Below are 23,349 nucleotides of genomic sequence, written 5' to 3'. Positions count from 1 at the left end.
CGTTAGAATATCCAGGCGTATGTCGTCGTGTTTCCGCCTATCGTCCACTCTCGCCGATGGACAGTAGTTCGGTACTTAAAGACAGGTTTTGGTCCTCTATCACATGCGGCCGTCTCTCACGCAATCTTTATGCATCCGACCCTAATGGTTGTACATATGGACTCCATCAGTCCCGAGGCAGTGCGTACCGCCGGTAACCACACCGTCGACTCCGCCGCACGCACATTTTTCGGCAAACTGATGGACACATTCTGGCTCGGAACGCCGGCACTCGCGCCCTCGACGCCGCGCGCGTCCCCGCATCGCCGGGCCAACCAAAGTTCGTCTAGGTTAGGCCGGTAGTTCATGAGTAGCTCACGCCACCCCGTCGCCCTCCGCCTAGAGCAACGCGTAGGCGGCGACACGCGACTACTCGCTACCGTCATGCTGCTCCCGCTCGTGGACGGCATCTTCGCCGCCCTCGTGCTCGCGGGCGAACTCGACACGTACATCGGCATCGCCCAAATCGGGCTGCTCGTCTTCGGCGGGAGCGCAACGCTCGCAGTCATCCTCGCAGAGATGGACGAGGACCCACGCTCCCAAGCCATCACCGTCCTCGTCGTCGGCACGCCGCTAATACTCGTCGCCGCCGCCGAAGCCGCGCTCGCGCCCACCATCGCGACCATCGTCGACATCCCCACCTTCGAGCGCTTCGCCGCCATCGTCATCCTCGCCATCGCCGCAAAGACCGCCAGCTCCACCATCGGCGACTACCTCCCCTCCCCCAGCATCATCATCGGCCTCGGATTCGTCGCAAGCGTCCAACCCGCGGGCGCCGAACTCGTATTCAAGTCCGACCCCGTATTGATGCTGCGCGCCGCAGCCGCCGGCGGCGTCGCCGTCGGCTTCGCACTCGCAGTCGTCGCACTCCAACCGTACCTCCGCCAGGTCGTCGACATCGACCGCTTCCGATTCGGAAGCGCCGTCGCACTCGGCACGCTCGCACTCTCCGTGTTCGGACTCGTGCCCTCACAAGCGCCACTGGTCGTCTTCGCCGTCGCTGGCCTCCTCGCGTTCGACCCCGAGGAAGCCGACGTCGACACCCCAGACGTCCCGCCAGCCGCCGACGACGGCCCCGACAGCACCGCACCAGCCGCGACGCCCGACGGCGGCAGCGACCCCGACGACGACGAAGCCGCCTACGGCTACCCCGGCGAAGACGGCGCCGAAGAACGCGCGCCCTGGCTGTGAGGTAGCGAGGAGAAGTCTTTAGCCGTCCGCGGCCGTCCCGCCGGTATGTCCGACAACCGCGTCGTCGAAGGCCGCATGGTCACCCCGAAAAAACTCGCGGAGCTCGTCGAAGGCGAGTCCGTGATGGACGCCGAACCCATCGAGGACGCCGACCGCGACTGCCCCGAATGCGGCGGCGACGTCCTCTCCGTCGGCTACATGCCCTCGGTGACGGAGTTCGTCACCGGCTACAAATGCCAAGACTGCGAGTGGAGCGCCCGAGAAGACTAGCGACTCCAGCGCACGTCCTCTATTTCGTCGCCGCTCGCGACCACGTGCCCGACGACTTCGCCATCCCCGCAGTCCTGGACGTCGATTCGCTCGTAAGCCTCCGCGACAACCTCACGGAGGTCCGCGTCCAACGCCTCTGCTTCCTCAACGCCGAGTCGCATCTTCCCGCCGATTTCCCGGACCACAATCGGATACTCCGTCATGCCTCCGGATTCGCTCTCGGCCCGGAAAGACCAATCGCTACGCGCGAACCTCGTAGTGCGCGACCGATTCCTCGTAGCGCGCAAGCAGCGCCTCCGCGCGGTCGGGAACGTGCGCGGTCTCGTACTCCTCGCCCGCGAACGACTCGATTGCGTCCCACGACGCGAACCGCGCGATAGTCACGAACTCTACCTCGTCGCCCGCATCGCGGCGCAACACCTCGAAACTCTCCAACTCGGGGATGTCGCGTTTCGCGTCCGGGAACACCGTCTCGGTCACGAACGCCTCATACTCGTCAGCGTCGGCGGGCTCGGTCCACCCATGCCACATGCGTACAATCATACTATCCCCGATACGGCTGGGTTTGCCTTGTCGGTGGTGACCTGAGACGCCGAATCGAAACGCACTTAGGACAAATCACCGTACGAAGGAACGCGAGGGGCTGTGGCCAAGCCAGGGATGGCGACTGACTCCAGAGGCCACGCGCCCGGGACGAAATTCCAGACTGGTATACCGAGCGGCCGACTGATCATCGGTCCGCGACGACGACCCTCTGGAGTTCCGAGGCGCACCGGAGATATCAGTCGATCGGGGGTTCAAATCCCTCCGGCCCCATTACTTCATCTTCCGACCAATAATCCCCGTATAGCGGCGGGTTTGTTTTACGTAACTCCGAATTTGCAGTCTTTAATTGAACCAACTATCGGATGGTGGTCGTCGCTATCAGGCGATGAGATATGTGATGCCTGTCTTCAAAGAAGTACCGGCAGGTGCTGCTGGAGAGGCTATTGACTGGCCATGCTTGCCGCTCGCCGGCGTTATTGAGGTGTGACTTGATGAACGAAATAGGAGATTAGTAGAGATGCTAATTCATCGACCGACTCAACCGAAATCCGAGGTATCCGGTCAGCGCGAGTAATATTACTCCGGGGAGGGTCGTTGCGAAGTTGCCGTACCCCGTGAACCCGGTAATGAAGAGGAATCCACCGATACCACCGAGTATGAACAGGGCATCTTGAAACTGTTGAGTGTGGAGGGTATTGCTCAACGGGCTTCCCATAGCAGAAGCGGCGATTGGCGAAACGATAAATCTGTTGCCAGGCCTGTTGTTTCCGACGACTGAATTCAGGACGCGTTTTTGAGCTCCGCGAGCGCGAACACAATGGCAATCGCTCCGAATAGCACGCCAATCGAACCCAAAGTCTGGTTTCGTGGAACGACGGTCGTCTGTGAAACGACAAGCAACGCCATCAATATCACGTGGAGGGCGAGTAAACGGTCGGTCCGGTCGGACATACGATGACTCTACAGCCATCCAACATGAACTATTCGATAGGACAATTCTCTGTACCTACCAACGCTATTCGCCAGTCGACGGTACCGTAAGCGACGGCGTGTGATGTCCAGACGCCCGGATACTAACTGCCAAGACGGCAGCTGTCAAGCGCGGTCGGTGCGGCGAGCGAACTCGTCTAAATCGTAGGCGTTGTCGTCTTTCGGGAACACGGCAACGGCAGCCATCAGCCCATCACTGATTTCATACACGACGCGATAGCCGCTGTTTCCAACACGCTCCCGGTAAAAGTTGTACTCAGCAGAGCCAGCGAGATACGTAAGATGCTCTTGGGGCACTCGCCCCCACTGAATCTTGTCTTCCCAGTCGTTGATTTTCTGGAGAATCCGCTCTGCGTGGTCAGGGTTGTGAGCTTGAATGGAAGCGAGGTCGTCCTCGATGACGGCGGGGAGAATGCGAAGTGCGTCTGGAGCCTCCGGCACGCCTTTTAGTCCAGATCGATGCCAAGACGGTCGGCAGCTTCCTCAGTCGTGAGTAAATCGTCCTCATCAGTCTCGTCGAGGCGTTCGCCTCGCTCAGGGAGCACTGCCGCTTCATCCGGAAGCATATCACCCTCATCGGGCTCGTGAACGCTACCTTCGTCGTTGGTAGCCATTACATCGTGGTATGCCGGCCGGCACAATAAGCCCTTGGTCGCCGGGGTGACCTCCTCCTCGCGGTAAACGGCGAGGCGCCCCACGGCACCGCACCGCTGAGTTGGACTATTTGCTGGTTTGCGACCTATCGACAAGACAGGCCGATGGCGTTCGCAAGAGCAGGGCTCTTGCGCAGCCCATCAGAACGCGAAGCGTTCTGAGGACGGGGCCACACCGCCGTTACTCCTATCTCCAGAGGGGACTCGGAGTTATCTTCTGACCGAGACACCACAGCCCTTCGAGAGGGTGTCTCAAACGTTTTGGGCCTCGGAGTCCCGATATTGTGCATTTGAGTGGGCGGTGTGACCGCCTCGGTGTATGTCACTCTACGATACGATTCTACGTAAATATCCGTATTGCTGCTGAACGAGGTTTGTGTCGGCGTTGTTGGATCCACGCCCGTCCCCAGAACGCTTTGCGTTCTGGTGTGCGAACGAGACCCAACGCGTCTCGTCAACACCGTAAACGACGGGGATTCTCTCCTTGTAGAAGATAGGGCAAAGAACCAGCGTAGATCCCTCACAGCGGTAGCAGCACGGAAGCCCACCCCTTCAGGGGTGGGAGGAAGCGCGTCCGCCACACGACACAGTCCACAGCCACAAAATCATCAAGCCTGAGAGTGCTCGATTCGAGTGATGTTCGTTCCGCTACTCAGCCGGTCGTGACGACCGTTGCGGATTCGACTAAGACGGTTTCGCCGTCGTTTATCAATCGAATCGTGAGCTCGTGCATTCCACTCGAAACTGTGAGATCTGTCGAGAGATGCTCGGATGTCGAATCATCGCGTGCTAATCCGTGTTCATACACGAGAAAGTCAGTTCGGGTTGTCCCGTCGATGGTAATTTCGGCTGAGTCGTAGCCGATCGGGATGTAGCCAGTGTTCTGTACGTCGAAGTTCACGGCACTCATCTGTGCAGTATCGTCGTCGTAGCTCGAAGCAAACGTCGCTGAAATCGAGGTGATTCGTCCATCAAACACCGTTGCGGCTGTCGTGGAGTCTGACGTGCCGCCGCCGGTGAGCGTCAGTTTCACGTCCTTGGTACCGCGGGTTGTTGGCGTGAAGAGCGCGTCTGTGGTGTCCTCACCACCGATAGTGTACTGTTTCGTCGAAGACGCGGGCAGCGAGAACGACGACGTCGTCACGGAGGTTCCAGTAAGCGATATGTGCGCCTCCGTGTCAACTGCGACGTGCTCCGCATTCGTCGCGTTAAATTCAACGGCCGCCAGCTGGCCTTTTTCCCACACTGGCGTCATCGATTCGATCGAAATCTCTGCAGGGGGGATGTCCCGTGTAACGTCTCGGGTTATCCGGTGCGTCGAAGCGTTGGCAGCGACAACAAAGGAGGTTGTTTCACCAAAGTCAGCAGCGTAGATTGGGTTGGCTGTCGTGGTTTCAAACGATTTCGTCCATCCGGCAGGGATTTGCTTAGTACCCACAGGCGCTAGTTGTTCTCCGGCACGCTGAATGGTCACGTTGGCGGTCGTTGGGAGGTCGCCGTCGTTCTGGACGGAGACTGTAACCTGCTCCAGCCGACTCCCATTCCACGTCTCATTTACCGTCGTGAACGTGAGATTCGCCCCGTGGAACGTTCTTTGGAACGCACCCGTAAGCGGCCCGTGAGTAGTCTGTACCTCAACAGAGCCGTTAACTGTCCCAGCGTCCGTTATTGTCAGCGGCTCACTATCGGTCGTTGAGACGTTGAATTGCCGTGACTCGTTCGCTGGAACCGGCTGTGAGAACGACTGTGTAACTGCCGTTCCACGAACCGAAACTGTCGCATTCCGAATATACGTTGGAAGGTCACCGTTGTTCTGGACGGTCACGACGACGGATTCCAGGGTATTCCCGGACCAATTTGGGCTGACAGCCGTGATCTCCGGGTCAGCACCCGCAAAGGTCGTGGTCCGTGACGCGATTGTTTTGTCCCCCTGGCGGAGAACGAGCTCATACTCGCCAGGCTGTAGCCCCCCAAGAGACAGCGTACTGCGCGCGCTATCCGGTGAGAGACGCTGCTCCATGAGAACGGTTCCATTCGGGGCTTCAAATACGGCAGTTGTGTTAGCAGTCACCGAGTAGTTAAACGCCACAGCCACTCCATCGCCCTCAGCCGATGCAACCTGTACGTCCGATACTGACTGACTACTCCCCCCGCCAAACCCGAGACAGCCCGCCAGCGCCACGGTCACGACAACCGCGATAACCGTGACTACAGCGACCTGCCAGTCCTCGCAACGAACTCGCTGCACGAACCCACTCCACGAACCCATAACACCACCTTACTCCCGGGATGTATTATGATTGCGGGGGGTGCGACTGTCGGAGGCCCGAGATTCAGCGTTCATCGACGTGAGCGCGCCACCACACCCACCACAGCGATACTCGCCAGGGTTTTTCACGAGCTTCGACTTCCGGTAGCGCGCCATCTCACTCCCACAGGACTCACACACAACCCACCAATTCGGATCGGCAAACCGTTCACAGGTCACCGACGTTTGGAGTTCGGTCGCTAGCTCGCGGAACGCGTCGCCATGGCTGGCGTCGCCAGCTTCGTTCAGCAGGTGCACGTGAATCAATTCGTGGCGAATTACGTCCGCAGTGGCACCCCAGCCGTGCTCCTGGAAGTACTCCCAAGTCAGCGATACGGTTTCGGGGTGCTCGCCGTAGTATTTGACAGCGCCGGCGCGGCGCTTCGCGCGCTTGCTGACCTCCCACTCCAGCGCGCTCACGGTCACCGCAAGGTCGTAGGCGTCGACGACGTCCCGGGCATACACTTTCGCGACCGCGAGAAACTCCGGGACGGAGACATCTCGGTCGACCGCGTAGAAGTCCGTCTCCAGCGTCGGCGTCCCGGACGTCATCGTGGTTGGGCGTGAGTTTCGGCCCTGGCATAGTAGCGTTATGGGTCGACGGCCACCGTCAAAAGCCACATCCTCGAACCACGCCAGTGTTCACCGCTGGCTGGTCGACGAGAACACTATCGCTGGAACATCGAATTCGAACGGGCGAATTCGGGAACAGAACGGTATACTTCGAAACTCAGTCGGCTTCGATTTCCTCGACGTCGAATAGCTCGTTGCAATTGTTGCACTCGTACACGTTGGTCGTGCCGCGGGAGTCGCTGTTGTCGGCCGAGACGACGAGTTCGCCGCCGCAGTCGGGACACTCTGGCATACGTGGCCGTTTGGAGGGGTGGATGTCGAGGCTTGTGGCCGAACGACAGCTAATCGGTCAGAAGGCGGTCTTGGACTTCGCCGACGCCGACGACGGCCGTGCACGCGACAAATGCAGTCGTGCCAAGTTTGCCGCCAGCGCCGCCGAACACGGGCGACGTAAGCAGGAAGACGACGGCCGCGAGTGCGCCCGCGAGGGCGACGACGCGATTGCTGTGGAGGCGTCGCGGCGCCGACATACCGACGAACGACGCGCAGAACGCGACCGTGGCGAGCGGCGCGTTGGTCACGAGCGAGAATCCGGGACGGAGCATGACAGCAAACACGCCGACGAGCGCGGACGCGACGACCGTGCTGTGGCCGCGTTCGGTGTGGAGGTGGAACGCCACGACGGCCGCCATGGCGGCGACAGGCGCGGCTACGAGAAGCGTGCTGGTGGGGAGTGTGGTCCCTGAGGGGAAGGAGGCGGGCATCGTGGCGGCGGCAGCGAGACAGCCCGCGAACGCGAGCGTACCGAGTTTTCCACCGACGCCGTCGAAGACGCCATCGGCGGCGACGAGGCCGACGCCCGCAGCGAATCCGGCCGTCGCGACGCCGACGGACGTGGGGAAGAGCGCAGGCGACGCCATACCGACGAACGACCCGCAGTAGACGGCGACGGCGATGGATGGCGCGGCGAGGCCGGCAACGAGGCCGACGCCTGCGGAGGCGAGCACGGGGCCGAGGTCGGCGTGCACGCTGAGCGCGTACGTCGCGACGCTACCGAGCGCAGTAGCGGCGACGGTGACGCCGGCATCGCGGACGCGGAACGTGGCGGCGGGACGGACGGCGTCGAGGGCGTCGCGTTCCGCCATGACGGCAGCGCTGGCGGCGAGAACGATGGCGGTCCGGGCTGCCGTCGTGCTGCCAGTGAAGGTCCGCGTTGTGGCCGCGCCTGCGAGGAGGATCGCGGGTGCGAGCGCCAGCGCGGCGAATCCGGTACGGCGGAGGGTTCCGAGCACGCTGCCGTGTATCCATAGTCGGCGGTTGGGGGTTTCGATTCGCACTCCGGAGGCGACCCTCTCCCAGACGCCCGTCATTTTTGGAACGCAATCCACAACCGATATACCTCCGTGGGGCCGAGTGTCGGTAACCGTGACGAACACGCAGGTTACTCTCGTCCAACTCGACAACTACGGCCCGTGGACCGTAACGCCGTCGCCGCGACGCGAAGTCGACCTCCAGACGATGCAGTCCCGCCTCTACGCCGACCTCTCGCAGGCGTTCGGGATGCGGGACGGCTACATCTTCTTCACGCGCTTCGACAACATGATCGCGGTGAGCAACGGACTCGACCTCGAAGACCACGCCCGGATCCAAGAGTCCATCCGCAACCGCTACCCGGTCACCGTCAGCCTCTCCATCGGCACCGGCTCGTCGCCCGCCGACGCACTCGTCGAGGCGACCGCCGCCCTCCAAGAACAGGGCAGCGCACAGGACGCCGACCGCCGCGAAGCACTCCTCGGCCAGCCCATCGACGAAGAGACGCGCACCGACGACGACATCCAGATCGCTCACTTCGACGTCGTCGACGCCACCGGCACGTACACCGACGAACTCGACGCATACTCGTCGTTCGTCCACATCGAGCAGGGATACGCCGCGCTCATGCAGCACATGCACGACGCCCACGACTCCCTCTCGTTCTTCGTCGGGGGCGACAACATCATCGCGGTCTGCCCGGACCTCACGCCCGCCGACTACGAGGAGGCCATCGAGCACGTCCACGACACCGCCGACGTCGACGTCCGCGTCGGCGTCGGGTACGGCGTCTCCCCGCACGACGCCGGCATGGGCGCCAAGCACGCGCTCGAAGATGCCCGCGAACACGAGACCGACGTCGAAGTCGTCCCCGAGCCCTGACCGGACCGGCCGTTTTTTGCTCGTCGCGCCCGAATCACGCGTGATGGTCGACGGCGAGCGACTCCCCGGTGCGCCAGCACGCGAGGAGCGCATTACACTTCCGATGTCTCGTGTACAGAAAGCGTGACTCTGTAACCCCTCCACCCCAGTTTTCGACTGTCTTCTCAGATAAGTAGTGGCGGCGATAATCTGCGGCTAGTAGTTGAGTTCGCTGACTGCGTCGAGAATTACATCTGGATCATTCGTGACCGAATATGTGTAGGACTTTCCGCCGCGTTCGCCCTTGTTGACCGTACTACGGTCCAAAAATCCCATCATCGAGAGGTCGTTCAAGCGATTCTGGAACGACCGGTATCCGAGCGGGTCGTCGCCATTCTCTTCTGCGAGTACCGCGTACTTCTCGTAGATATTCTTCGTCCTACTACGTTCTTTTTCTTCTACTGTCTTTAACGTTGTGCTAATGAGTGCAAGTCGTGCATGATTTGTTAGGTCTTGCACTGACCGCCGTACATTCGTTCGTTCCAGCCGGTCCACTGCTTCTCGAACAGTCTCTTCGTCAATCACACGTTCTTCCTCAGCAGCGAGATCGCCGGCCTCGCGCAGCAGGTCCAGTCCCTGTCGCGCACTTCCTGAGTCTTTCGCTGCCATTGCAGCAGCCTGTGGAATGATTGCCTCATCGTACGCGTCATTATCGAATGCGGCCTTCGCTCTCGCAGTTAGGATTGTCTGTAGTTCAGTTGCATCGTAGGCAGGGAACGTGATTTCTTTCTCGCAGAGTGTGTCTTGCACCTGTGGGGAGAGTTGGCCACGGAACTGGTAGTCGTTGCTAATGCCAACTACACCTACATGAGCATCCTTGAGATTGCCTTCTGCTCGCGCACGGGGGAGTTCATAGAGCAAGTCATCGTCACTACCGACGGCATCAACTTCGTCAAGTACAACTAAGATTGTTCCACCGGCATCGTCAAGTAAGTCGAACAGCATATTGTAGACCTGCGGTGGAGCATACCCTGTCTCGGGGATTTCCTCGCCGCGTGGTGCTAGTTCGTTTACGAGCGATACGGCCACTTGGTAGGACGTTGTCTGGTTACGGCAGTTTTGCCAGACGACGGTGAAATCTTTGTCCTCGTCGTTGAGTCGATCGTCTAGTTGCCTAAACATATACCGCGTGACTGCGGTTTTCCCAACGCCTGTGTTCCCGTAAACGAAGATGTTGTTTGGCTTGCCTCCGTTCAGAATTGGGCTAAGCGCAGCACCGTAGGCCTGTTTCTCGTCCTCTCGTTCGAGGATGGCCTCTGGTTGATAGTCCTCTGAAAGGACGGAACGATTCTTATAGACGCTGCTCATGTCTGTGAAAAGATTCTCGTTAGACATGGGGGTATGGATTATATCAGACAAACGTCCCTATACGCAAAAGACACTCGAAAACTGGTGTGTGGGTGGCTTCGTAATGTAGTTGATTTGGGGGTTTCTCGCCGCTGATCTCTGTAATCTCATGACCTCACTCTCGCCAAAAGACACTCGAAAACTGGGGCGGGTGTTAGACACTCGAAATCCGGTGTGTGGGTGCTTGGATGAAGAAGGCGAGTTGAACTCTCTAACTTCAACAGAGCTCTCAAAGAGATTGCCGCTACTGACTTTAGTATATAGTTCCAACGCGTCGTATAGCGTGAGTGGTTCGAGTTCGGTCATTGTTGGATTCCGAAGCCCTCGATCAGCCACCCAACCCCTCGAATCGTGTCCACGCATCCAGCGAGTCAACTTGAATCAGTCTCCGCGCTGTTTCCGTGGTGATTCGGGGTGACACTCGACGATTTCACGCACGACGCGAGTACTGGCGGCGACAATCCCGTGATACTTCACGTCGACATGGATTGCTTTTATGCCAGCTGCGAGCGCCGTCGTGAACCCGAGTTGCGTGGCGAACCTGTCGTCGTCGGCATGGGCTACGAGCCAGGCGAGACCGTCGGCGCGGTCGCCACCGCCAGTTACGAGGCCCGCGAGTACGGCGTCGCGAGCGCGCAAGCGATCGGTGCCGCCCTCGACAACCTCCCGCGGAAGGCCGACGAGCCCGACAATCCGGACGCGGGCTACTACCGGCCCGTGGACCTCGACTTCTACCAGGACGTCGGCAGTTCGGTCAAGGAAATCCTCTACGAGCTCGGCGATACGGTCCGCGAGGTAAGCATCGACGAGGCGTACCTCGACGTTACCGACCGGACCGCGTGGGACGTCGCCGACGGATTCGCGCGCCACGTCAAACAGCGCATCCACCGCGAGGTCGGCGTGCCCGCGAGCGTCGGCGTCGCGCCCGACATGAGCACCGCGAAGCTCGCCAGCGACTACGACAAGCCCGACGGCCTCGTGGTCGTCGAGCCCGACGAAGTCCGGGAGTTTCTCGCGCCAATCGACGTCGCGGACGTCCACGGCATCGGCCCGGTTCGCGCGCGGGAACTCCGCGAGATGAGTATCGAGACTGCGGGCGACCTCGCCAGCGCGGACCCCTACGAGCTCACCGATCGGTTCGGTGACCGCGGCCGGGACCTCTATCGGCGCGCCCGTGGGGAGGACAACCGGCCCGTCGAGCCGCGCGGGAAGCCCAAGAGCCTCTCCCGGGAGTCCGCCTTCGACGGCGCGACCGATGACTTCGAGCGCGTGCGCGAGCAGGTGGCGACGCTTGCGGAGGCGGTCGCGGACCGCGCCACCCGGAAGGACGCCTTCTACCGTACTATCGGAATTAAGGTGGTGACGCCGCCGTTCGACGTCCATACGCGCGCCGAATCCTTGCCCGGGCCCGTGGACGACGCCGGCCTCGTGGATGACGTCACGCAGGACCTCCTCGGCGAGTTCGAGGGCGAGTCCGTGCGAAAGGTCGGCGTCCGCGTCTCGAATCTGGACTTCTCCGAGCGCGAGCAGGCTAGCCTCGACGGCTTCGAGAGCGACAGCTGTACGGATGATTCCCACACCGAGATCGACCGGACCGATGCCGTGCGAAGGCGCAACCGCTCCGATGACGACCAGCGCCGCGGCCAGGTGTCCCTCGAAGACTTCGATTAAGTAGCCGCCTCGAAGGTCAGAAATATGACCTGTAGGGGCGGCCTGTCGGAATTATTCCGGTATCGAATAAAAACTTTTTTGGGGTGCTGGGATTGCCTGATAAATCGTAACACATGGCAATTGAATTCGCACACAGTCCACTGCTCACGTTCGCGGCCGGGCTGGCCGTAGTCGTGATGCTACTAGTCTTCTTGGACCTTCCTGCGTTCGTCGGGCTCGCCATCGCGGCGTTCACCGTCGGCCTCGTCAACGCCGTCTTCGTCCCCGACTTCGCAATGGCCGACGCGGCGGCGAGGACCGCGACGGCCTTCGGTAACAACATGGCCGGCATCGGTATCCCCATCCTGATGGCTGCCATCATCGGGAAGTCAATGCTAGAGAGCGGGGCTGCCCAGCGCATCGTTCGTGGGTTCCAGTCGCTAGTCGGCGAAGGCAACTCCGACCTCGCGCTCTGGGGTAGCAGCTCCGTCCTCGCGATCCCAGTGTTCTTCGACAGCGTGTTCTACCTGATGGCGCCGCTGGCCCGCTCGATGCGCGCCCGCGTCGGGAAGAACTACGCACTCTACCTCGTCGTGGTCGGTGCCGGTGCGGCAACCACGCACGTGTTCGTCCCGCCGACGCCCGGCCCGCTCGCCGTCGCCAGCGAAATCGGCGTCGACCTCGGCATCACGATCCTCGTCGGTGTCGCCACCGCAATCCCCGCGGCCATCGTCGGCGGCCTCATCTACGGCCGCTGGATTAACGCCCGCCTCGACATCCCGCTGCGGGACGCAATGGGCACCACCACGGAGGAGCTGGAGGAGCGCGCCCAGCGCGACACCACGAACCTCCCCGGCGTCCTCGAGGCCATCGCGCCCATCCTCCTCGCAGTTGGCCTCGTCGGGTCGGCTACTGCTGTCAGCGCATTCCAAGATTGGTACCCTATCTTGGAACTAGTTCAACCAGTCGTCGCGTTCCTCGGCGACAAGAACGTCGCACTCACCATCGCCGCGATGGCAGCCGCCGTCACCTACCTCCGCTGGACCGGCCTCTCGCGGTCCGTCTGGGAGGACGAACTCACTGAAGCACTGAGAAGCGGTGGCAACATCGCCGCTATCACCGCGATGGGTGGCGCGTTCGGTGCGCTGCTCGCCGCCTCCGGCATCGGCCCGTACATCGCCGACATCCTGCAGAACTTCGGCATCGGCCTGCTCGTCACCGCATGGCTCATCGCCGCTATTGTCCGCATTGCGCAGGGATCGGCGACCGCCGCGATGCTGACCGCCGCTGGCATCATGGCGCCCCTGACCGGCCAACTCGACGTCAGCGCGGCGTACCTCGTGATGGTCATCGGCGCGGGCGGGAACATCTGCTCGTGGTACAACGACTCGGGCTTCTGGCTCGTGAAGGAAATCGGCGGCCTCACACAAGCGGAGACGCTGAAGACGTGGACCGCACTGACAACGATTATCTCCGTCACCGGGCTCGTGTCGGTGCTCATCATGTCCTCCGTGCTGCCGCTTGTGTAAGCGAACGGCTGCTTCGTCGTATCGCCCCGAAAACAAATCACAACCCACAACGAGAACACACTCATGGACCGCGCACTCGCAGTTATCGACCCGACCGACGCAGCGAAAGACCTCCTGCACGAGGCAGGCACGCTCGCGGCGGGCGTCGACGCCGACCTCGTGGTGATTCACGTCACCACCGAGGACGAATACGGCGGGCGCCGCGAAGCGATGGAAGCGATTCCGAACGGCTCAGCGAGCTACTCGCCCGGCGAAGCCGAAGAAGGGGCCGCGCAGTTCGCGCAGGACCTCGCCGACGAGATTCTCGCGGACCTCGACGTCGAGTACGAGACCGCCGGCTACCTCGGCAACAAGGCCGGTAAAACCCTTGAAGCCGCCGAAGAGTACGGCTGCGACCACGTCTTCCTCGCGGGCCGCAAGCGCTCGCCGACGGGGAAGGCCATCTTCGGGGACGCGACGCAGAAAGTCATCCTCGACTACGACGACCCCGTCACCGTCCTCACCGCGTAACCCGATACCTCGCTTTTTTCGACGCCTTAGTCGCTGCTGGACACTAGTGTGCCGAGGAGCGCGAGTGCGAGTCCGAGAAAAATACCGAAGTAGAACAGTACGGTGAGCTCGGTGCCACGGTTGTATCGAAGGACGTCGTGGATGAGGACGAATCCACTGGCGAGGATCACGGCGATGCCGAACAACAGGAGGTCGCGGGCAGCCATACCGGGCAGTCGACTGTCGCCGCCTTCAGCGTTATGTTGGCGTCACTCGAGTGGTTCGACGAGGTCTTCGAGGGCGGCACGCGGGTCGTCGGCCTTGGCGACGCCGCTGGCGAGCAGCACGCCGCTGGCACCCAACTCACGGGCGGCTTCGAGGTCGTCGCCCGTGCTGATGCCGGCACCACAGTAGACGTCGACGCTCGGGTCGACGGCTTCCGCGGCCGCGACCGCGTCCTCAACAATATCCGGGTCGGCCTGCGAGACGGGCGTTCCGGTGCCGATGAGTTCGGGCGGTTCGACGGCGACGGCGTCGGGGCCGAGCGCGGCGGCGGCCGCGACCTGCTCGGGGTTGTTCGCGCAGACGACGGTGTCGAGGTCGACGCGCTCGGCGGCGTCAAGGCTGCCGTCGATGTCCGCGAGCTTGCGGCGGTGCTCGGAGTGATTGAGGAGCGTGCCGACAGCGCCGTTGTCCGCGACGGATTCGGCGAGCACGCTGCCCGTGTGGCTGCCGTGCTCGACGGGGCTGACGTGCTGGGCGTACGTCGTCGCGCCGGTCTCCGCGACCCGCGTGAGATCCGCGGGCTGCGGGGCGACGGCGATGGTCGTGTCTGTCGATTCGGCGACGTCGGCGGCGGCCTCCGCGACCGCGACCGGGTCGCAAGGGTACGCCTTCAGGTTGACGAGTACGAACACGTCCCCACCGGCGTTCTCCCGCGCGAAAAAACTGTAGGTTTAGCTGTCGTCGCTCTTCCGGCGAACCTTGTCGCCAAGCGTCAGCCCCGCGCTGTCGCTGCTCGAGGACCAGTCCTCGTCGGTGTCGCCGCTGGACTCGGTCAGCGAGATGCTGAGCTTGTTCTCGAGCTTCTCGCGGACGTCGTCGCTGGGGAGGCTGTCGCCGCGTTCGAGCTTCCGGATGACGCTGGCCTTCTCGTTGAGGTCGTCGGCCAGTTCCTCCTGGCTGAGCCCCTCGGTCTCGCGGGCCTTCCGGATGCGTTCGTCGTAGTCACTGGCGAGTTCTTCCATCTCGTCGAACATGTCGCGGCGGCGGCGACCGCCCGAGGACCCGCCGCTGGACGAGGACGTAGAGCCGCCGGAGGACTGACTAGATGAAGACGTCGAATACTTGGTGCTGGTGGTGCTGGAGGACTCCGTTTCGACTGTCGTGCCGAAGTCCGAACAGTCGTCGCAGACGTCGATTTCCGCCCCCTCGATTTTGACGGTCTTCGGGGACGAGACCTCCTTGCCACACATCTCGCACTGAGCCATACTAACAGGTAGCCGCGGACGACGCTTAAATGGCACGCCGCGGGGACCTCAAGAGAGCTGGCGCCACGCGGAGACGAACCGCTGAATCGCGGTAAGGTGGCCAACAACGGCGAACAGCGCGAGCAGCCACGCAACCAGCGAAAACCCGCCGGCAGCCGGAATGAACACGGAGAGCCCGCCCGTGATGCCGACAAGCGCGAGGCGGTCCGCGCGCCCGAGCAGGCCACCATAGACGCGGTCGAGGCCGACGGCCTGCGCTTGCGTCCCGAGGTACGACGTGAGCAACACACCCGTGACGGCGGCGAGACCGAGGTCGTAGCGGCCAATACCGGCGGCGAGGCCGGCGACGATAACCACGTCAGCGTACCGGTCCAGCACGTGGTCGAGGAGGTCGCCAGCCACGGAGTCGGTGCCGAGTTCTCGGGCGAGCGCGCCGTCAAGCAGGTCAAGCCAGCCGTTCACGACGACGCAGAGCGCGCCGACCGCGTACATCAACGGCGACGCGACGTAGAACGCGGCGGCGGCCGCAACCGCGAACAGGAACGCAACGACGCTGACCGCGTTCGGGGTCGCGCCGACCTTGACGGCGGCGCGTACCCACGGCCGCATCAGTCGCGTCGCGAGGTCGCGGTACGTGTCGAGGGTCATAGGTACTCGGTAAAGTCCACCTCGCCCGCGGAGGGGTCGCGTTCGCCTGCGAGCACGGCCTCGATGTCGTCGGCGACTACCTCCGGGTCGCGGTCGGTGGTGTCGATTTCGTAGACGTTAGGTTTCCCGTGCTCGCGGACGGCCTCCGAGAGGATAACATCCAGCGCCTCGCTCTCAGCGTTCTCCTCGGCTTTCTCTGCGGGTTCGCCGCGCTCGATGAGGCGGCGCTCCAGTTCGCCAGGCGCGCACCGCAGCACGACTACGCGGTCGGCGTCCAATAGGTGCGATAGGTGAGACTCCACGAGCACGTCCTCGCGCCCCTCCAGCCAGTCGCGGACGGCGTCAAGGTCGGCGACCTTGCTGTCGCGGGCTTCGTCGACCTCGGTGTAGAGGCCTTCTTCTTGGATAACGTCGTTGAGGTGGACGATGTCGAGGTCGGTATCGAGGTGCTCTGTGGCGGTCGTCTTCCCCGTGCCCGGCGTTCCGGTAACGGCGACTCTCATTCTGCGAGCACCTCGTTGAGCACGGCGACCGCGCGCTCGGTCTCCTCGCGGGTCCCACACGTGATGCGGACGTGCTCGGGGAGCCCAAAACTCGAACAGTCCCGAATCAGGACACCCTCACGCTTCGCGGCGTCCGCAACTTCGGTGGCGTCGCCGACGTTCGCGAGCACGAAGTTCCCGTGGCTCTCGTAGGTCGGTGCGTCGAGTTCGTCGTACATGTACTGCCGGGACCACTCGACGCTGTCGACGGTCTGCTCGACGTGTTCGTCGTCGTCCAGTGCGGCGGTGCCAGCGCGGCACGCGATGGCGCTCGCGGCGAACGGTGTCTGCACGCGAGCGTACGCGTCCGCCCACTCCGGTGGCGTGAGCGCGTAGCCGAGCCGGAGGCCCGCGAGCCCGTACGCCTTCGAGAACGTCCGCAGCACCGCGATATCGTCGCGCTCGTCAAGCAGGGAGACGGCGGAGGGCGCGTCCGTGAATTCACCGTACGCCTCGTCCACGACAACGAGCGTATCCTCGTCGGTCTTATCTGCGATGTCCGTGACCGCGTCCAGCGTGAACCGATGTCCCGTGGGGTTGTGCGGGCTCGTGAGGTAGACGACGCGCTCGCCGTCGTACGCGTCAAGCACGCTCTCGGCAGTGAGCGCGAACCCGTCGTCGGTCCGGACATCGTACTCGGCAACCTCGCCGTGGTGGAAGCGCGCGCTCATCCCATAGTACGTGAAACCGGGCGTCGGCACGAGCACGCGATCGCCCGGCGCAAGCGTCGCCCGCGCGAGGTAGTCGAGCGCACCGTCGCCGCCGTTCGCCAGCCACACCTGCTCGTCGGCAACGTCCCACCGGTCGGCGAGCGCGGCCGTGAGGTCGGCGTGGACGGCCTTCGGGTAGCGGTGGACCTCCGAAGCGGTCTCACGGATTTCGGCTTCAGCCTTCGGACTCGGACCGTGGGGGTTCTCGTTCGAGGAGAGCTTCACGAACTCCGCAGGATCGCGCCCAAGTTCGCGCGCAACCTCCTCAATACCCCGACCGGCCCGGTACTCCACATGGTCGGAGAGGTCCCGTAGTTCCATGCCCGAATCGAATAGCGGGCGTGCCTTAAGATTGCCCTCACGGAGGCGTCCGCCGCAACCCCGGCGTTTTACGACCACACGCCAACAACTGAGGGCCATGACAGTCATCGAGACAGTCGTCTACGCGTTCCACCTGTTGTTCGCCGGCCTCTGGACCGGGAGCGTGCTGTTCGCGACGGCGACGCTGCCCGGAATCGGCGGGACGCTGTCCGCGAGCGCTCGCGAGTCGTTCGTCGGGACGCTCCGGAAGGTCTCCCGCGTCAGCGCCGCTGTTCTCTTCCTCTCGGGCGGCTACATGCTCACGCTCGCTGGCTACACCGAGAGTGGCGTTCTCACGGGTACTGGCCAGGGCCATCTCGTGTTGGCGATGCTCGTGCTGTGGTTCGCTCTTGCCGGTCTCACCGAAGTCGCCGCCGGCAAACTCGAAGACGGTGAAGACGCTACCTCCATCCTCTACGGCGCATCCACCGTTGCCGTCCTCCTGCTGCTCGATGCAGGTGCGCTCGCCACCGGCGGGCTCTGAGCCGGCCGAAGGCACTTTTCCCCGCTTGCCGCCGTGACCGTTGGAATTAACGGGGTCGGCGCCGCCTCTACCGCTATGACGAGTCGTTATCGCGTGACGAGCGTCGCAGACGTTCACGAGGAGGGCGGCTGGGTGTTCACGGTGCGGGACGAACACGGCGGCGACGAGGAAGTGCTGTTGGTGCCCTGTGAGGACGGCGTGGAGGCGTGGGTGAACCGCTGCACGCACGAGGCCCAGCGGCTCTACCGCGAGGGCGTCGGCGCGGTCGTGCGGAACGGGGAGGTCGTCTGTCCGAAGCACGGGTCGATGTTCGACACGTGCAGCGGCCACTGCGACAACGGCGAAGCCGCGGATACGACGCTCGTTGACGTCGACATTACCGTCGAGGACGGCCAGGTGTACCTCACGGACGACGACGTGCGCTACCTCCACGACGGGCTGAAACAGGACGAAGCCGACGATGGCGGCCCGAGTTCGACTTCGCATCTTCAGTTCTAAGCGCGAGACACCCGGCTTTTAGCCGGTTTGTGGACACGACCAGTACATGAGCGGGAAGGAGTGGCTGCAGCGTCGGCAGGTCGGCGTCTACGCAGTCGTGGTCGTGCTCGCCGTCGCAGTCGCGGCGAGCCGCCCGGCCGCCGCGCGGGCCGTCGAGCGCGTCATCGACCCCGTGCTAGCCGTGCTCCTCTACGTGACGTTCCTCGAAATCCCGTTTGTGCGGCTCCGCCGCGCGTTCACGAACACGCGCTTCGTGGGCGCGGCGCTCGCAATGAACTTCCTCGTCGTCCCCGTCGTCGTCTGGGTGCTCACGCGAGTGTTCCTGCAGGAACCGGTCGTACTCGTCGGCGCGCTGATGGTGCTGTTGACGCCGTGCATTGACTACGTCGTCCCGTTCACGAAGCTCGCGGGTGGGGACGCGGAGCAACTGACCGCGACGACGCCGGCGCTGATGCTCGTGCAACTCCTGTTGCTCCCGGTGTACCTCTGGCTGTTCGTGGGGCCGCGCGTCGCAGAAGTCGTCGAAGCAGGCCCCTTCATCGAGGCATTCCTTTTCCTTATCGCGTTGCCGTTGACGTTGGCATGGCTCACCGAAGCGTGGGCCGAACGCTCCGCGTCGGGCCGCCAGTGGCAGGCAACGATGGGGTGGCTGCCCGTGCCGATGATGGCCGCGACGCTGTTCGTCGTCGTCGCGTCGCAGTTCCCGCGCGTTCGCAGCTCCATCGACCAGGTCGCGGCCGTCGTCCCGGTCTACGTCGCGTTCCTCGTCGTTGTGCCGTTGCTTGCGCGGGTGGCGGTGAGCCTGCTCGAAATGGATGTTGGCGAGGGGCGTGCGCTCGTGTTCACGTCGGTGACGCGCAACTCGCTTGTCGTGCTTCCGCTGGCGCTCGCGCTCCCCGCCGGCTACGAGTTGGCTCCCGCGGTCGTCGTGACGCAGACGCTCGTCGAACTCGCTGGAATGGTCACGCTCACGCGCGTCGTTCCGGCGTGGCTACTTCCGGAGAACGAGTAGCCGGTTTAGTCCTCGCTGCGGTACGCTTCTCGGAGGAAGACGAGCACGCCGCCAAGCATGGCGAGGTTCCCGAAGAACGCGAGGCGCTCGCCGCTGGCGTCGTCCTCGTCGGCGTTCCAGAAGTCGTGCATCGTCGCGGTGACGACGGTGAGGAACGTCGCGGCCGCACCGGTCGCGAGCCGGGGGAGCCGCCAGAGCGCGATGCCGAGGCCCGCGGCGACCATCATGCCCGACGCGAGCGGCGCCATCAGGTCGGGCATCGGGACGCCCGCGGACTCGGCGTACTCGACGGTGTCGTCCATGTCGCGGAAGTCCTCGCTCGCTTGCAGTGCGAGCCCGAGGCCGAGCGCGACGCGGCCGAGGCTGGACAGCGAGCGGGACTCGTTCTCGGTCGGGTCTGTCATCGTGTCGTCGTTTACGCGATGGCGACAAAAGCCTACCTGCAGGATGGTTGTGTCGGAAGCGTAGACGGTATGACCCCCAGTCCCCTCTGTAGGGGTAAGATGAAACACGTCAGCGTCATCGGCTGCGGAAACATGGGTGGGGCCTTCGTCCGAGGGCTCGCGAAGGCCGGCGGTTACGAAGTGACGGCAATTGACCTCGACCCCGACGCGCTCGAGCGCGTCGCGGATGCCGCGGACACGACCACGACGGACAGCGCGGCGGCGCGGGACGCGGACATCGTGGTGCTCGCAGTGAAGCCCAGCATCGCCGCGGCGGTCCTTGACGACCTCGACCTGCGCGCGGACCAGACCCTGATTACGCTCGCCGCGGGCGTCCCCCGGGACTTTGTCGCCGCGCAGACGGACGCCAATGTCGTGCGAATCATGCCGAACGTCGCCGCGGAGACGCGGGACATGGCCGCTGCGGCCACCCAGGAAGGCATCACTGACGATGTGCGCGCGCTCCTCGACGACCTCGGGGAGTTCGTCGTCGTCGATGAGGAGCAGATGGACATCGCGACCGCGGTCAACGGCAGCGGCCCGGCGTTCGCGTTCTACCTCATCGAGGCGATGAAGGAAGCCGGCGTCGAGGCCGGGCTGGACGCCGAGCAGGCGGAAACGCTCGCCGCGCAGACGTTCAAGGGCGCCGCAGAGACGGTGCTCCAGGACGAGCGCAGCGTCGACGAACTCATCGACGCGGTCTGCTCGCCGAAGGGAACGACCATCGAGGGCATGGAAGTGCTATGGGACAGCGACGCCGACGAGGCCGTGCGCGCGGCCGTCGAGGCGGCAGAGCGGCGCTCCCGGGAACTCGCGGAGGAGTTCGAGGATGAGTGAGCAGGTGCAGACGAAAGCCGCAGACACGGACGCCGTCGAGCACGCGCGCCAGCGTGCGGCGGACGCCCAGCGCGTCGTCGTGAAGGCGGGGACGAACTCGCTGACCGACGACCAGTCGCGCCTCGACCGCGAGAAGCTCGACAAGCTCGTCGACGACATCATGGACCTCCGCGAGCGCGGGAAGGACGTCCTACTCGTTTCATCGGGTGCAGTCGGCGCCGGGAAGGGGCGCGTCGACCACGACGTCGAGACCGTCGAGGAAAGTCAGGCGCTCGCCACGGTCGGGCAGAGTCACCTGATGCGCCACTACACGGAGAGCTTCGACCGCTACGACCAGAAGATCGCTCAGTTGTTGCTGACCGAGCACGACCTCTCGAACCCCGAGCGGTTCACGAACACCCGCAACACCATCGAGACGCTGCTCGACTGGGGGATCGTCCCCATCATCAACGAGAACGATGCGGTCGCCACCGAGGAGATTCGCATCGGCGACAACGACATGCTGTCGTCGTCGGTCGCCATCGGCGTGGACGTCGACTTGCTGGTGACGCTGACTGACGTCGGCGGCGTCTACACCGCGAACCCGAAACACGACGAGACCGCCCAGCGCATCGAGTCCGTCGGTGAGAACTACGGCGACGTCCAGCAGTTGGTCAGCGAGAGCACGCCCGAGCAGTTCGGCGGCATCCAGACGAAAGTCGAGCGGGCGCGCGCGGCCGCCGAACACGACATCCCCGCCATTATCGCACAGTCCACCGAGCCCGACGTGCTCGAGAAAATCGCTACTGCCAAGCCCGTCGGCACGCTATTCGTTCCCACGAATGGTGAGCACGATGAGTGAACGCGACACCGACGCCCAGGTGACTGAGGCACAGCGCGCGGCGCTCGACCTCGCGAACATCGACGAGGCGGCGCGCAACGACGCGCTCCAGTCGATGGCGGACGCGATTCGCGCCCACGAGGACGAAATTCTCGCTGCGAACGAGGACGACGTCGAAGCCGCCGAGGAGATGCTCGAACGCGGCGAGTACACGCAGGCGCTCGTCGACCGCCTCAAGCTCGACGACGCCAAGCTGGAGAACATCGCGGAGATGGTCGAGTCCGTCGCGGGCCAGGACGACCCACTCGGCGAGACCCTCGAAGCCCGAAAACTGGACGACGACCTCGAACTGTACAAGGTCGCGGTGCCCATCGGCGTCGTCGCGACGGTCTTCGAGTCGCGGCCCGACGCACTCGTCCAGATTGCGGCGCTCGCCCTCAAATCCGGGAACGCAGTCATCCTGAAGGGCGGCAGCGAGGCCAGCGAGTCCAACCGCGTGCTCTACGACATCATCCGGGACGCGACCGAGGACCTGCCGACCGGGTGGGCGCAACTCATCGAGGCCCGGGAAGACGTCGACCGGCTGCTGGAGATGGACGACAAAGTCGACCTCGTGATGCCGCGGGGGTCCTCCGAATTCGTCAGTTACATTCAGGACAACACCCAGATTCCCGTGCTCGGCCACACGGAGGGCGTCTGCCACGTCTACGTGGACGACGACGCCGACCTCGACATGGCCGAGGACGTCGCCTTCGACGCGAAAGTCCAGTACCCCGCGGTGTGCAACGCCGTGGAGACGCTGCTCGTGAACGAGGCCGTCGCCGAGGAGTTCCTCCCGGAGATGGTCGAGCGCTACGAGAACGCGGGCGTGGAACTCCGTGGCGACGACGCCACCCGCGACATCGTGGATATTGACCCGGCGACCGAGGACGACTGGGACACCGAGTACGGCGACCTCGAACTCGCCATCAAGGTCGTCGCGGACGTCTACGACGCCGTCGACCACGTCAACACGCACGGCTCCAAGCACACGGAGTCCATCCTCACGGAAGACGAGGACGCCGCCGCGGTGTTCATGCAGGGCATCGACGCCGCGAGCGTCTTCCACAACGCCTCCACGCGGTTCGCGGACGGCTACCGCTACGGGCTCGGCGCCGAAGTCGGCATTTCTACGGGGAAGATTCACGCGCGCGGCCCGGTCGGCCTCGAAGGCCTGACGACGTACAAGTACTACCTAGAGGGCGACGGCCAGCTCGTCGCGACGTACAGCGGCGAGGACGCCGTGCCGTTCGCGCACGAGGACTTCGACGCGGAGTGGCAGCCGGGCCGCCTCCACGTCGAATAGTTCTAGCCGTCGGTCTCTTCTGCGTGGAGCGCCAGCGGGTCCCAGCGGACGCCACGGTAGGCCGCGACGCCGCGCTGGATACCGAGGACGACGACCGTGGTCGCGGCGACCGTGGCCGTGGTTCGGGGGGCGACTGCCACGGCGACCGTGGCGAACGTGACGACGACGACCAGTGCCGCGGCCGCGACAGTCGTTCGGAGGCTGTGCGCGTCGGCCGGGGCGTGTGAGGTACCTGGTCTCATCACAGATGGATGAATGGCCCCGCACCCCATAAGGATAATCTGAACGACATTTCTGTAAGCGAGCTTGCTGAAATTCGTTTCTGTGTCGCCCCCTCCCGAAG

At 63.6% G+C, this 23,349-nt stretch carries 31 protein-coding genes and 1 tRNA gene; 13 read left to right on the top strand and 19 right to left on the bottom strand.

Annotation, left to right across the window (positions count from 1 at the left end; translation table 11 throughout):
- Positions 1–345 precede the first annotated feature (345 nt).
- Entirely contained in the window at positions 346–1,230 is an 885-nt protein-coding gene (locus LPA44_RS05820) for a DUF5794 domain-containing protein (RefSeq protein ID WP_230888649.1), read from the top strand.
- A 45-nt stretch (positions 1,231–1,275) separates the two neighbouring features.
- A complete protein-coding gene (locus tag LPA44_RS05815; RefSeq protein WP_230888648.1) occupies positions 1,276–1,500 on the top strand; it encodes a DUF5795 family protein in 225 nt (74 codons plus the stop codon).
- On the opposite strand, the gene LPA44_RS05810 is transcribed toward LPA44_RS05815, so the two are convergent.
- Positions 1,497–1,703 carry a hypothetical protein gene (locus tag LPA44_RS05810; RefSeq protein ID WP_230888647.1) on the bottom strand — a complete coding sequence of 69 codons (207 nt, stop codon included), beginning with the start codon at positions 1,701–1,703 and terminating at the stop codon, positions 1,497–1,499. The two genes, LPA44_RS05815 and LPA44_RS05810, sit on opposite strands and share 4 nt — an antisense overlap.
- Before the next feature lie 37 nt (positions 1,704–1,740).
- Positions 1,741–2,043: a hypothetical protein gene (locus tag LPA44_RS05805; protein WP_230888646.1), complete on the bottom strand. Its 303-nt coding sequence runs from the start codon at positions 2,041–2,043 to the stop codon at positions 1,741–1,743.
- Positions 2,044–2,139: 96 nt separating this feature from the next.
- On the opposite strand from LPA44_RS05805, the gene LPA44_RS05800 reads away from it, so the two are divergent.
- Positions 2,140–2,316: transfer RNA gene (locus tag LPA44_RS05800), tRNA-Trp, on the top strand.
- A 250-nt stretch (positions 2,317–2,566) separates the two neighbouring features.
- Here LPA44_RS05800 and LPA44_RS05795 read toward each other — a convergent pair.
- From LPA44_RS05795 to LPA44_RS05765, 8 genes are all read right to left on the bottom strand, one after another.
- Positions 2,567–2,761 carry a hypothetical protein gene (locus LPA44_RS05795; RefSeq protein ID WP_230888645.1) on the bottom strand — a complete coding sequence of 65 codons (195 nt, stop codon included), beginning with the start codon at positions 2,759–2,761 and terminating at the stop codon, positions 2,567–2,569.
- Between the two features lie 65 nt (positions 2,762–2,826).
- The gene (locus LPA44_RS05790) at positions 2,827–2,997 is read right to left on the bottom strand and encodes a hypothetical protein (protein WP_230888644.1); all 171 of its coding nucleotides are present in this window, start codon (positions 2,995–2,997) and stop codon (positions 2,827–2,829) included.
- Between the two features lie 144 nt (positions 2,998–3,141).
- The gene (locus LPA44_RS05785) at positions 3,142–3,477 is read right to left on the bottom strand and encodes a type II toxin-antitoxin system RelE family toxin (RefSeq protein ID WP_230888643.1); all 336 of its coding nucleotides are present in this window, start codon (positions 3,475–3,477) and stop codon (positions 3,142–3,144) included.
- Positions 3,478–3,482: 5 nt separating this feature from the next.
- A complete protein-coding gene (locus LPA44_RS05780) occupies positions 3,483–3,650 on the bottom strand; it encodes a hypothetical protein (RefSeq protein ID WP_230888642.1) in 168 nt (55 codons plus the stop codon).
- 691 nt (positions 3,651–4,341) lie between these two features.
- Entirely contained in the window at positions 4,342–5,937 is a 1,596-nt protein-coding gene (locus LPA44_RS05775; RefSeq protein WP_230888641.1) for a hypothetical protein, read from the bottom strand.
- A 30-nt stretch (positions 5,938–5,967) separates the two neighbouring features.
- Entirely contained in the window at positions 5,968–6,549 is a 582-nt protein-coding gene (locus LPA44_RS05770; protein ID WP_230888640.1) for a SprT-like domain-containing protein, read from the bottom strand.
- A gap of 178 nt (positions 6,550–6,727) precedes the next feature.
- Positions 6,728–6,862 (bottom strand): hypothetical protein, encoded by a 135-nt coding sequence (locus LPA44_RS18055; protein ID WP_269069752.1) that lies wholly within the window; start codon positions 6,860–6,862, stop codon positions 6,728–6,730.
- 49 nt (positions 6,863–6,911) lie between these two features.
- On the bottom strand, positions 6,912–7,862 hold the full coding sequence (locus LPA44_RS05765) for a hypothetical protein (RefSeq protein WP_230888639.1): 951 nt from the start codon (positions 7,860–7,862) through the stop codon (positions 6,912–6,914).
- A gap of 133 nt (positions 7,863–7,995) precedes the next feature.
- On the opposite strand from LPA44_RS05765, the gene LPA44_RS05760 reads away from it, so the two are divergent.
- Positions 7,996–8,763 carry a GTP cyclohydrolase III gene (locus tag LPA44_RS05760; RefSeq protein WP_230888638.1) on the top strand — a complete coding sequence of 256 codons (768 nt, stop codon included), beginning with the start codon at positions 7,996–7,998 and terminating at the stop codon, positions 8,761–8,763.
- Positions 8,764–8,958: 195 nt separating this feature from the next.
- Here the strand turns inward: LPA44_RS05760 and LPA44_RS05755 are convergent, their stop codons facing one another.
- A complete protein-coding gene (locus tag LPA44_RS05755; protein WP_230888637.1) occupies positions 8,959–10,110 on the bottom strand; it encodes a Cdc6/Cdc18 family protein in 1,152 nt (383 codons plus the stop codon).
- Positions 10,111–10,563: 453 nt separating this feature from the next.
- Between LPA44_RS05755 and dinB the strand changes: the two genes are divergently transcribed.
- The 3 genes from dinB to LPA44_RS05740 all read left to right on the top strand — a co-directional run bounded on the left by dinB (position 10,564) and on the right by LPA44_RS05740 (position 13,838).
- A complete protein-coding gene (dinB, locus tag LPA44_RS05750) occupies positions 10,564–11,820 on the top strand; it encodes a DNA polymerase IV (RefSeq protein ID WP_330166483.1) in 1,257 nt (418 codons plus the stop codon).
- Positions 11,821–11,933: 113 nt separating this feature from the next.
- Positions 11,934–13,328 (top strand): GntP family permease, encoded by a 1,395-nt coding sequence (locus tag LPA44_RS05745; RefSeq protein ID WP_230888636.1) that lies wholly within the window; start codon positions 11,934–11,936, stop codon positions 13,326–13,328.
- Positions 13,329–13,391: 63 nt separating this feature from the next.
- The gene (locus LPA44_RS05740) at positions 13,392–13,838 is read left to right on the top strand and encodes a universal stress protein (protein WP_230888635.1); all 447 of its coding nucleotides are present in this window, start codon (positions 13,392–13,394) and stop codon (positions 13,836–13,838) included.
- Positions 13,839–13,864: 26 nt separating this feature from the next.
- Here LPA44_RS05740 and LPA44_RS05735 read toward each other — a convergent pair whose 3' ends face one another.
- From LPA44_RS05735 to hisC, 6 genes are read right to left on the bottom strand one after another with little or no spacing between them, the layout of a single operon-like run.
- Positions 13,865–14,044, bottom strand: a complete 180-nt coding sequence (locus LPA44_RS05735; RefSeq protein ID WP_230888634.1) for a hypothetical protein — start codon at positions 14,042–14,044, stop codon at positions 13,865–13,867.
- Positions 14,045–14,086: 42 nt separating this feature from the next.
- The gene (tpiA, locus tag LPA44_RS05730) at positions 14,087–14,734 is read right to left on the bottom strand and encodes a triose-phosphate isomerase (RefSeq protein ID WP_230888633.1); all 648 of its coding nucleotides are present in this window, start codon (positions 14,732–14,734) and stop codon (positions 14,087–14,089) included.
- A gap of 39 nt (positions 14,735–14,773) precedes the next feature.
- Positions 14,774–15,307 (bottom strand): multiprotein bridging factor aMBF1, encoded by a 534-nt coding sequence (locus LPA44_RS05725; protein WP_230888632.1) that lies wholly within the window; start codon positions 15,305–15,307, stop codon positions 14,774–14,776.
- A 48-nt stretch (positions 15,308–15,355) separates the two neighbouring features.
- Positions 15,356–15,955, bottom strand: coding sequence for a CDP-alcohol phosphatidyltransferase family protein (locus LPA44_RS05720; RefSeq protein ID WP_230888631.1), 600 nt, complete (start codon positions 15,953–15,955; stop codon positions 15,356–15,358).
- Positions 15,952–16,458 (bottom strand): adenylate kinase family protein, encoded by a 507-nt coding sequence (locus LPA44_RS05715; protein WP_230888630.1) that lies wholly within the window; start codon positions 16,456–16,458, stop codon positions 15,952–15,954. The genes LPA44_RS05720 and LPA44_RS05715 overlap by 4 nt, the downstream gene beginning before the upstream one ends.
- Positions 16,455–17,528 (bottom strand): histidinol-phosphate transaminase, encoded by a 1,074-nt coding sequence (gene hisC, locus LPA44_RS05710; RefSeq protein ID WP_230888629.1) that lies wholly within the window; start codon positions 17,526–17,528, stop codon positions 16,455–16,457. Before hisC ends, LPA44_RS05715 begins: the two co-directional genes overlap by 4 nt.
- Positions 17,529–17,625: 97 nt before the next feature.
- Between hisC and LPA44_RS05705 the strand changes: the two genes are divergently transcribed.
- From LPA44_RS05705 to LPA44_RS05695, 3 genes are all read left to right on the top strand, one after another.
- Positions 17,626–18,051 (top strand): hypothetical protein, encoded by a 426-nt coding sequence (locus LPA44_RS05705; protein WP_230888628.1) that lies wholly within the window; start codon positions 17,626–17,628, stop codon positions 18,049–18,051.
- Positions 18,052–18,126: 75 nt separating this feature from the next.
- On the top strand, positions 18,127–18,549 hold the full coding sequence (locus LPA44_RS05700; RefSeq protein WP_230888627.1) for a Rieske (2Fe-2S) protein: 423 nt from the start codon (positions 18,127–18,129) through the stop codon (positions 18,547–18,549).
- Between the two features lie 46 nt (positions 18,550–18,595).
- Positions 18,596–19,561 carry an arsenic resistance protein gene (locus LPA44_RS05695; protein ID WP_230888626.1) on the top strand — a complete coding sequence of 322 codons (966 nt, stop codon included), beginning with the start codon at positions 18,596–18,598 and terminating at the stop codon, positions 19,559–19,561.
- Positions 19,562–19,566: 5 nt separating this feature from the next.
- On the opposite strand, the gene LPA44_RS05690 is transcribed toward LPA44_RS05695, so the two are convergent.
- A complete protein-coding gene (locus tag LPA44_RS05690) occupies positions 19,567–19,965 on the bottom strand; it encodes a DoxX family protein (protein WP_230888625.1) in 399 nt (132 codons plus the stop codon).
- Between the two features lie 99 nt (positions 19,966–20,064).
- Between LPA44_RS05690 and proC the strand changes: the two genes are divergently transcribed.
- The 3 genes from proC to LPA44_RS05675 are packed head-to-tail and all read left to right on the top strand — an operon-like array spanning position 20,065 to position 23,006.
- Complete coding sequence (proC, locus tag LPA44_RS05685) at positions 20,065–20,841, top strand: pyrroline-5-carboxylate reductase (RefSeq protein WP_230888771.1); 777 nt, start codon at positions 20,065–20,067, stop codon at positions 20,839–20,841.
- The gene (proB, locus tag LPA44_RS05680) at positions 20,834–21,682 is read left to right on the top strand and encodes a glutamate 5-kinase (protein WP_230888624.1); all 849 of its coding nucleotides are present in this window, start codon (positions 20,834–20,836) and stop codon (positions 21,680–21,682) included. The genes proC and proB overlap by 8 nt, the downstream gene beginning before the upstream one ends.
- Complete coding sequence (locus tag LPA44_RS05675) at positions 21,675–23,006, top strand: glutamate-5-semialdehyde dehydrogenase (RefSeq protein WP_230888623.1); 1,332 nt, start codon at positions 21,675–21,677, stop codon at positions 23,004–23,006. Before proB ends, LPA44_RS05675 begins: the two co-directional genes overlap by 8 nt.
- Positions 23,007–23,008: 2 nt before the next feature.
- On the opposite strand, the gene LPA44_RS05670 is transcribed toward LPA44_RS05675, so the two are convergent.
- Positions 23,009–23,248 (bottom strand): hypothetical protein, encoded by a 240-nt coding sequence (locus LPA44_RS05670; protein WP_230888622.1) that lies wholly within the window; start codon positions 23,246–23,248, stop codon positions 23,009–23,011.
- Positions 23,249–23,349 lie beyond the last annotated feature (101 nt).

Origin of the sequence: Halobacterium sp. KA-4 (assembly GCF_021028995.1) — an archaeon.
GTDB lineage: Archaea > Halobacteriota > Halobacteria > Halobacteriales > Halobacteriaceae > Halobacterium.
Note: the sequence above shows the minus strand (reverse complement) of the source record. Positions and strands in the feature narration are given on the sequence as shown.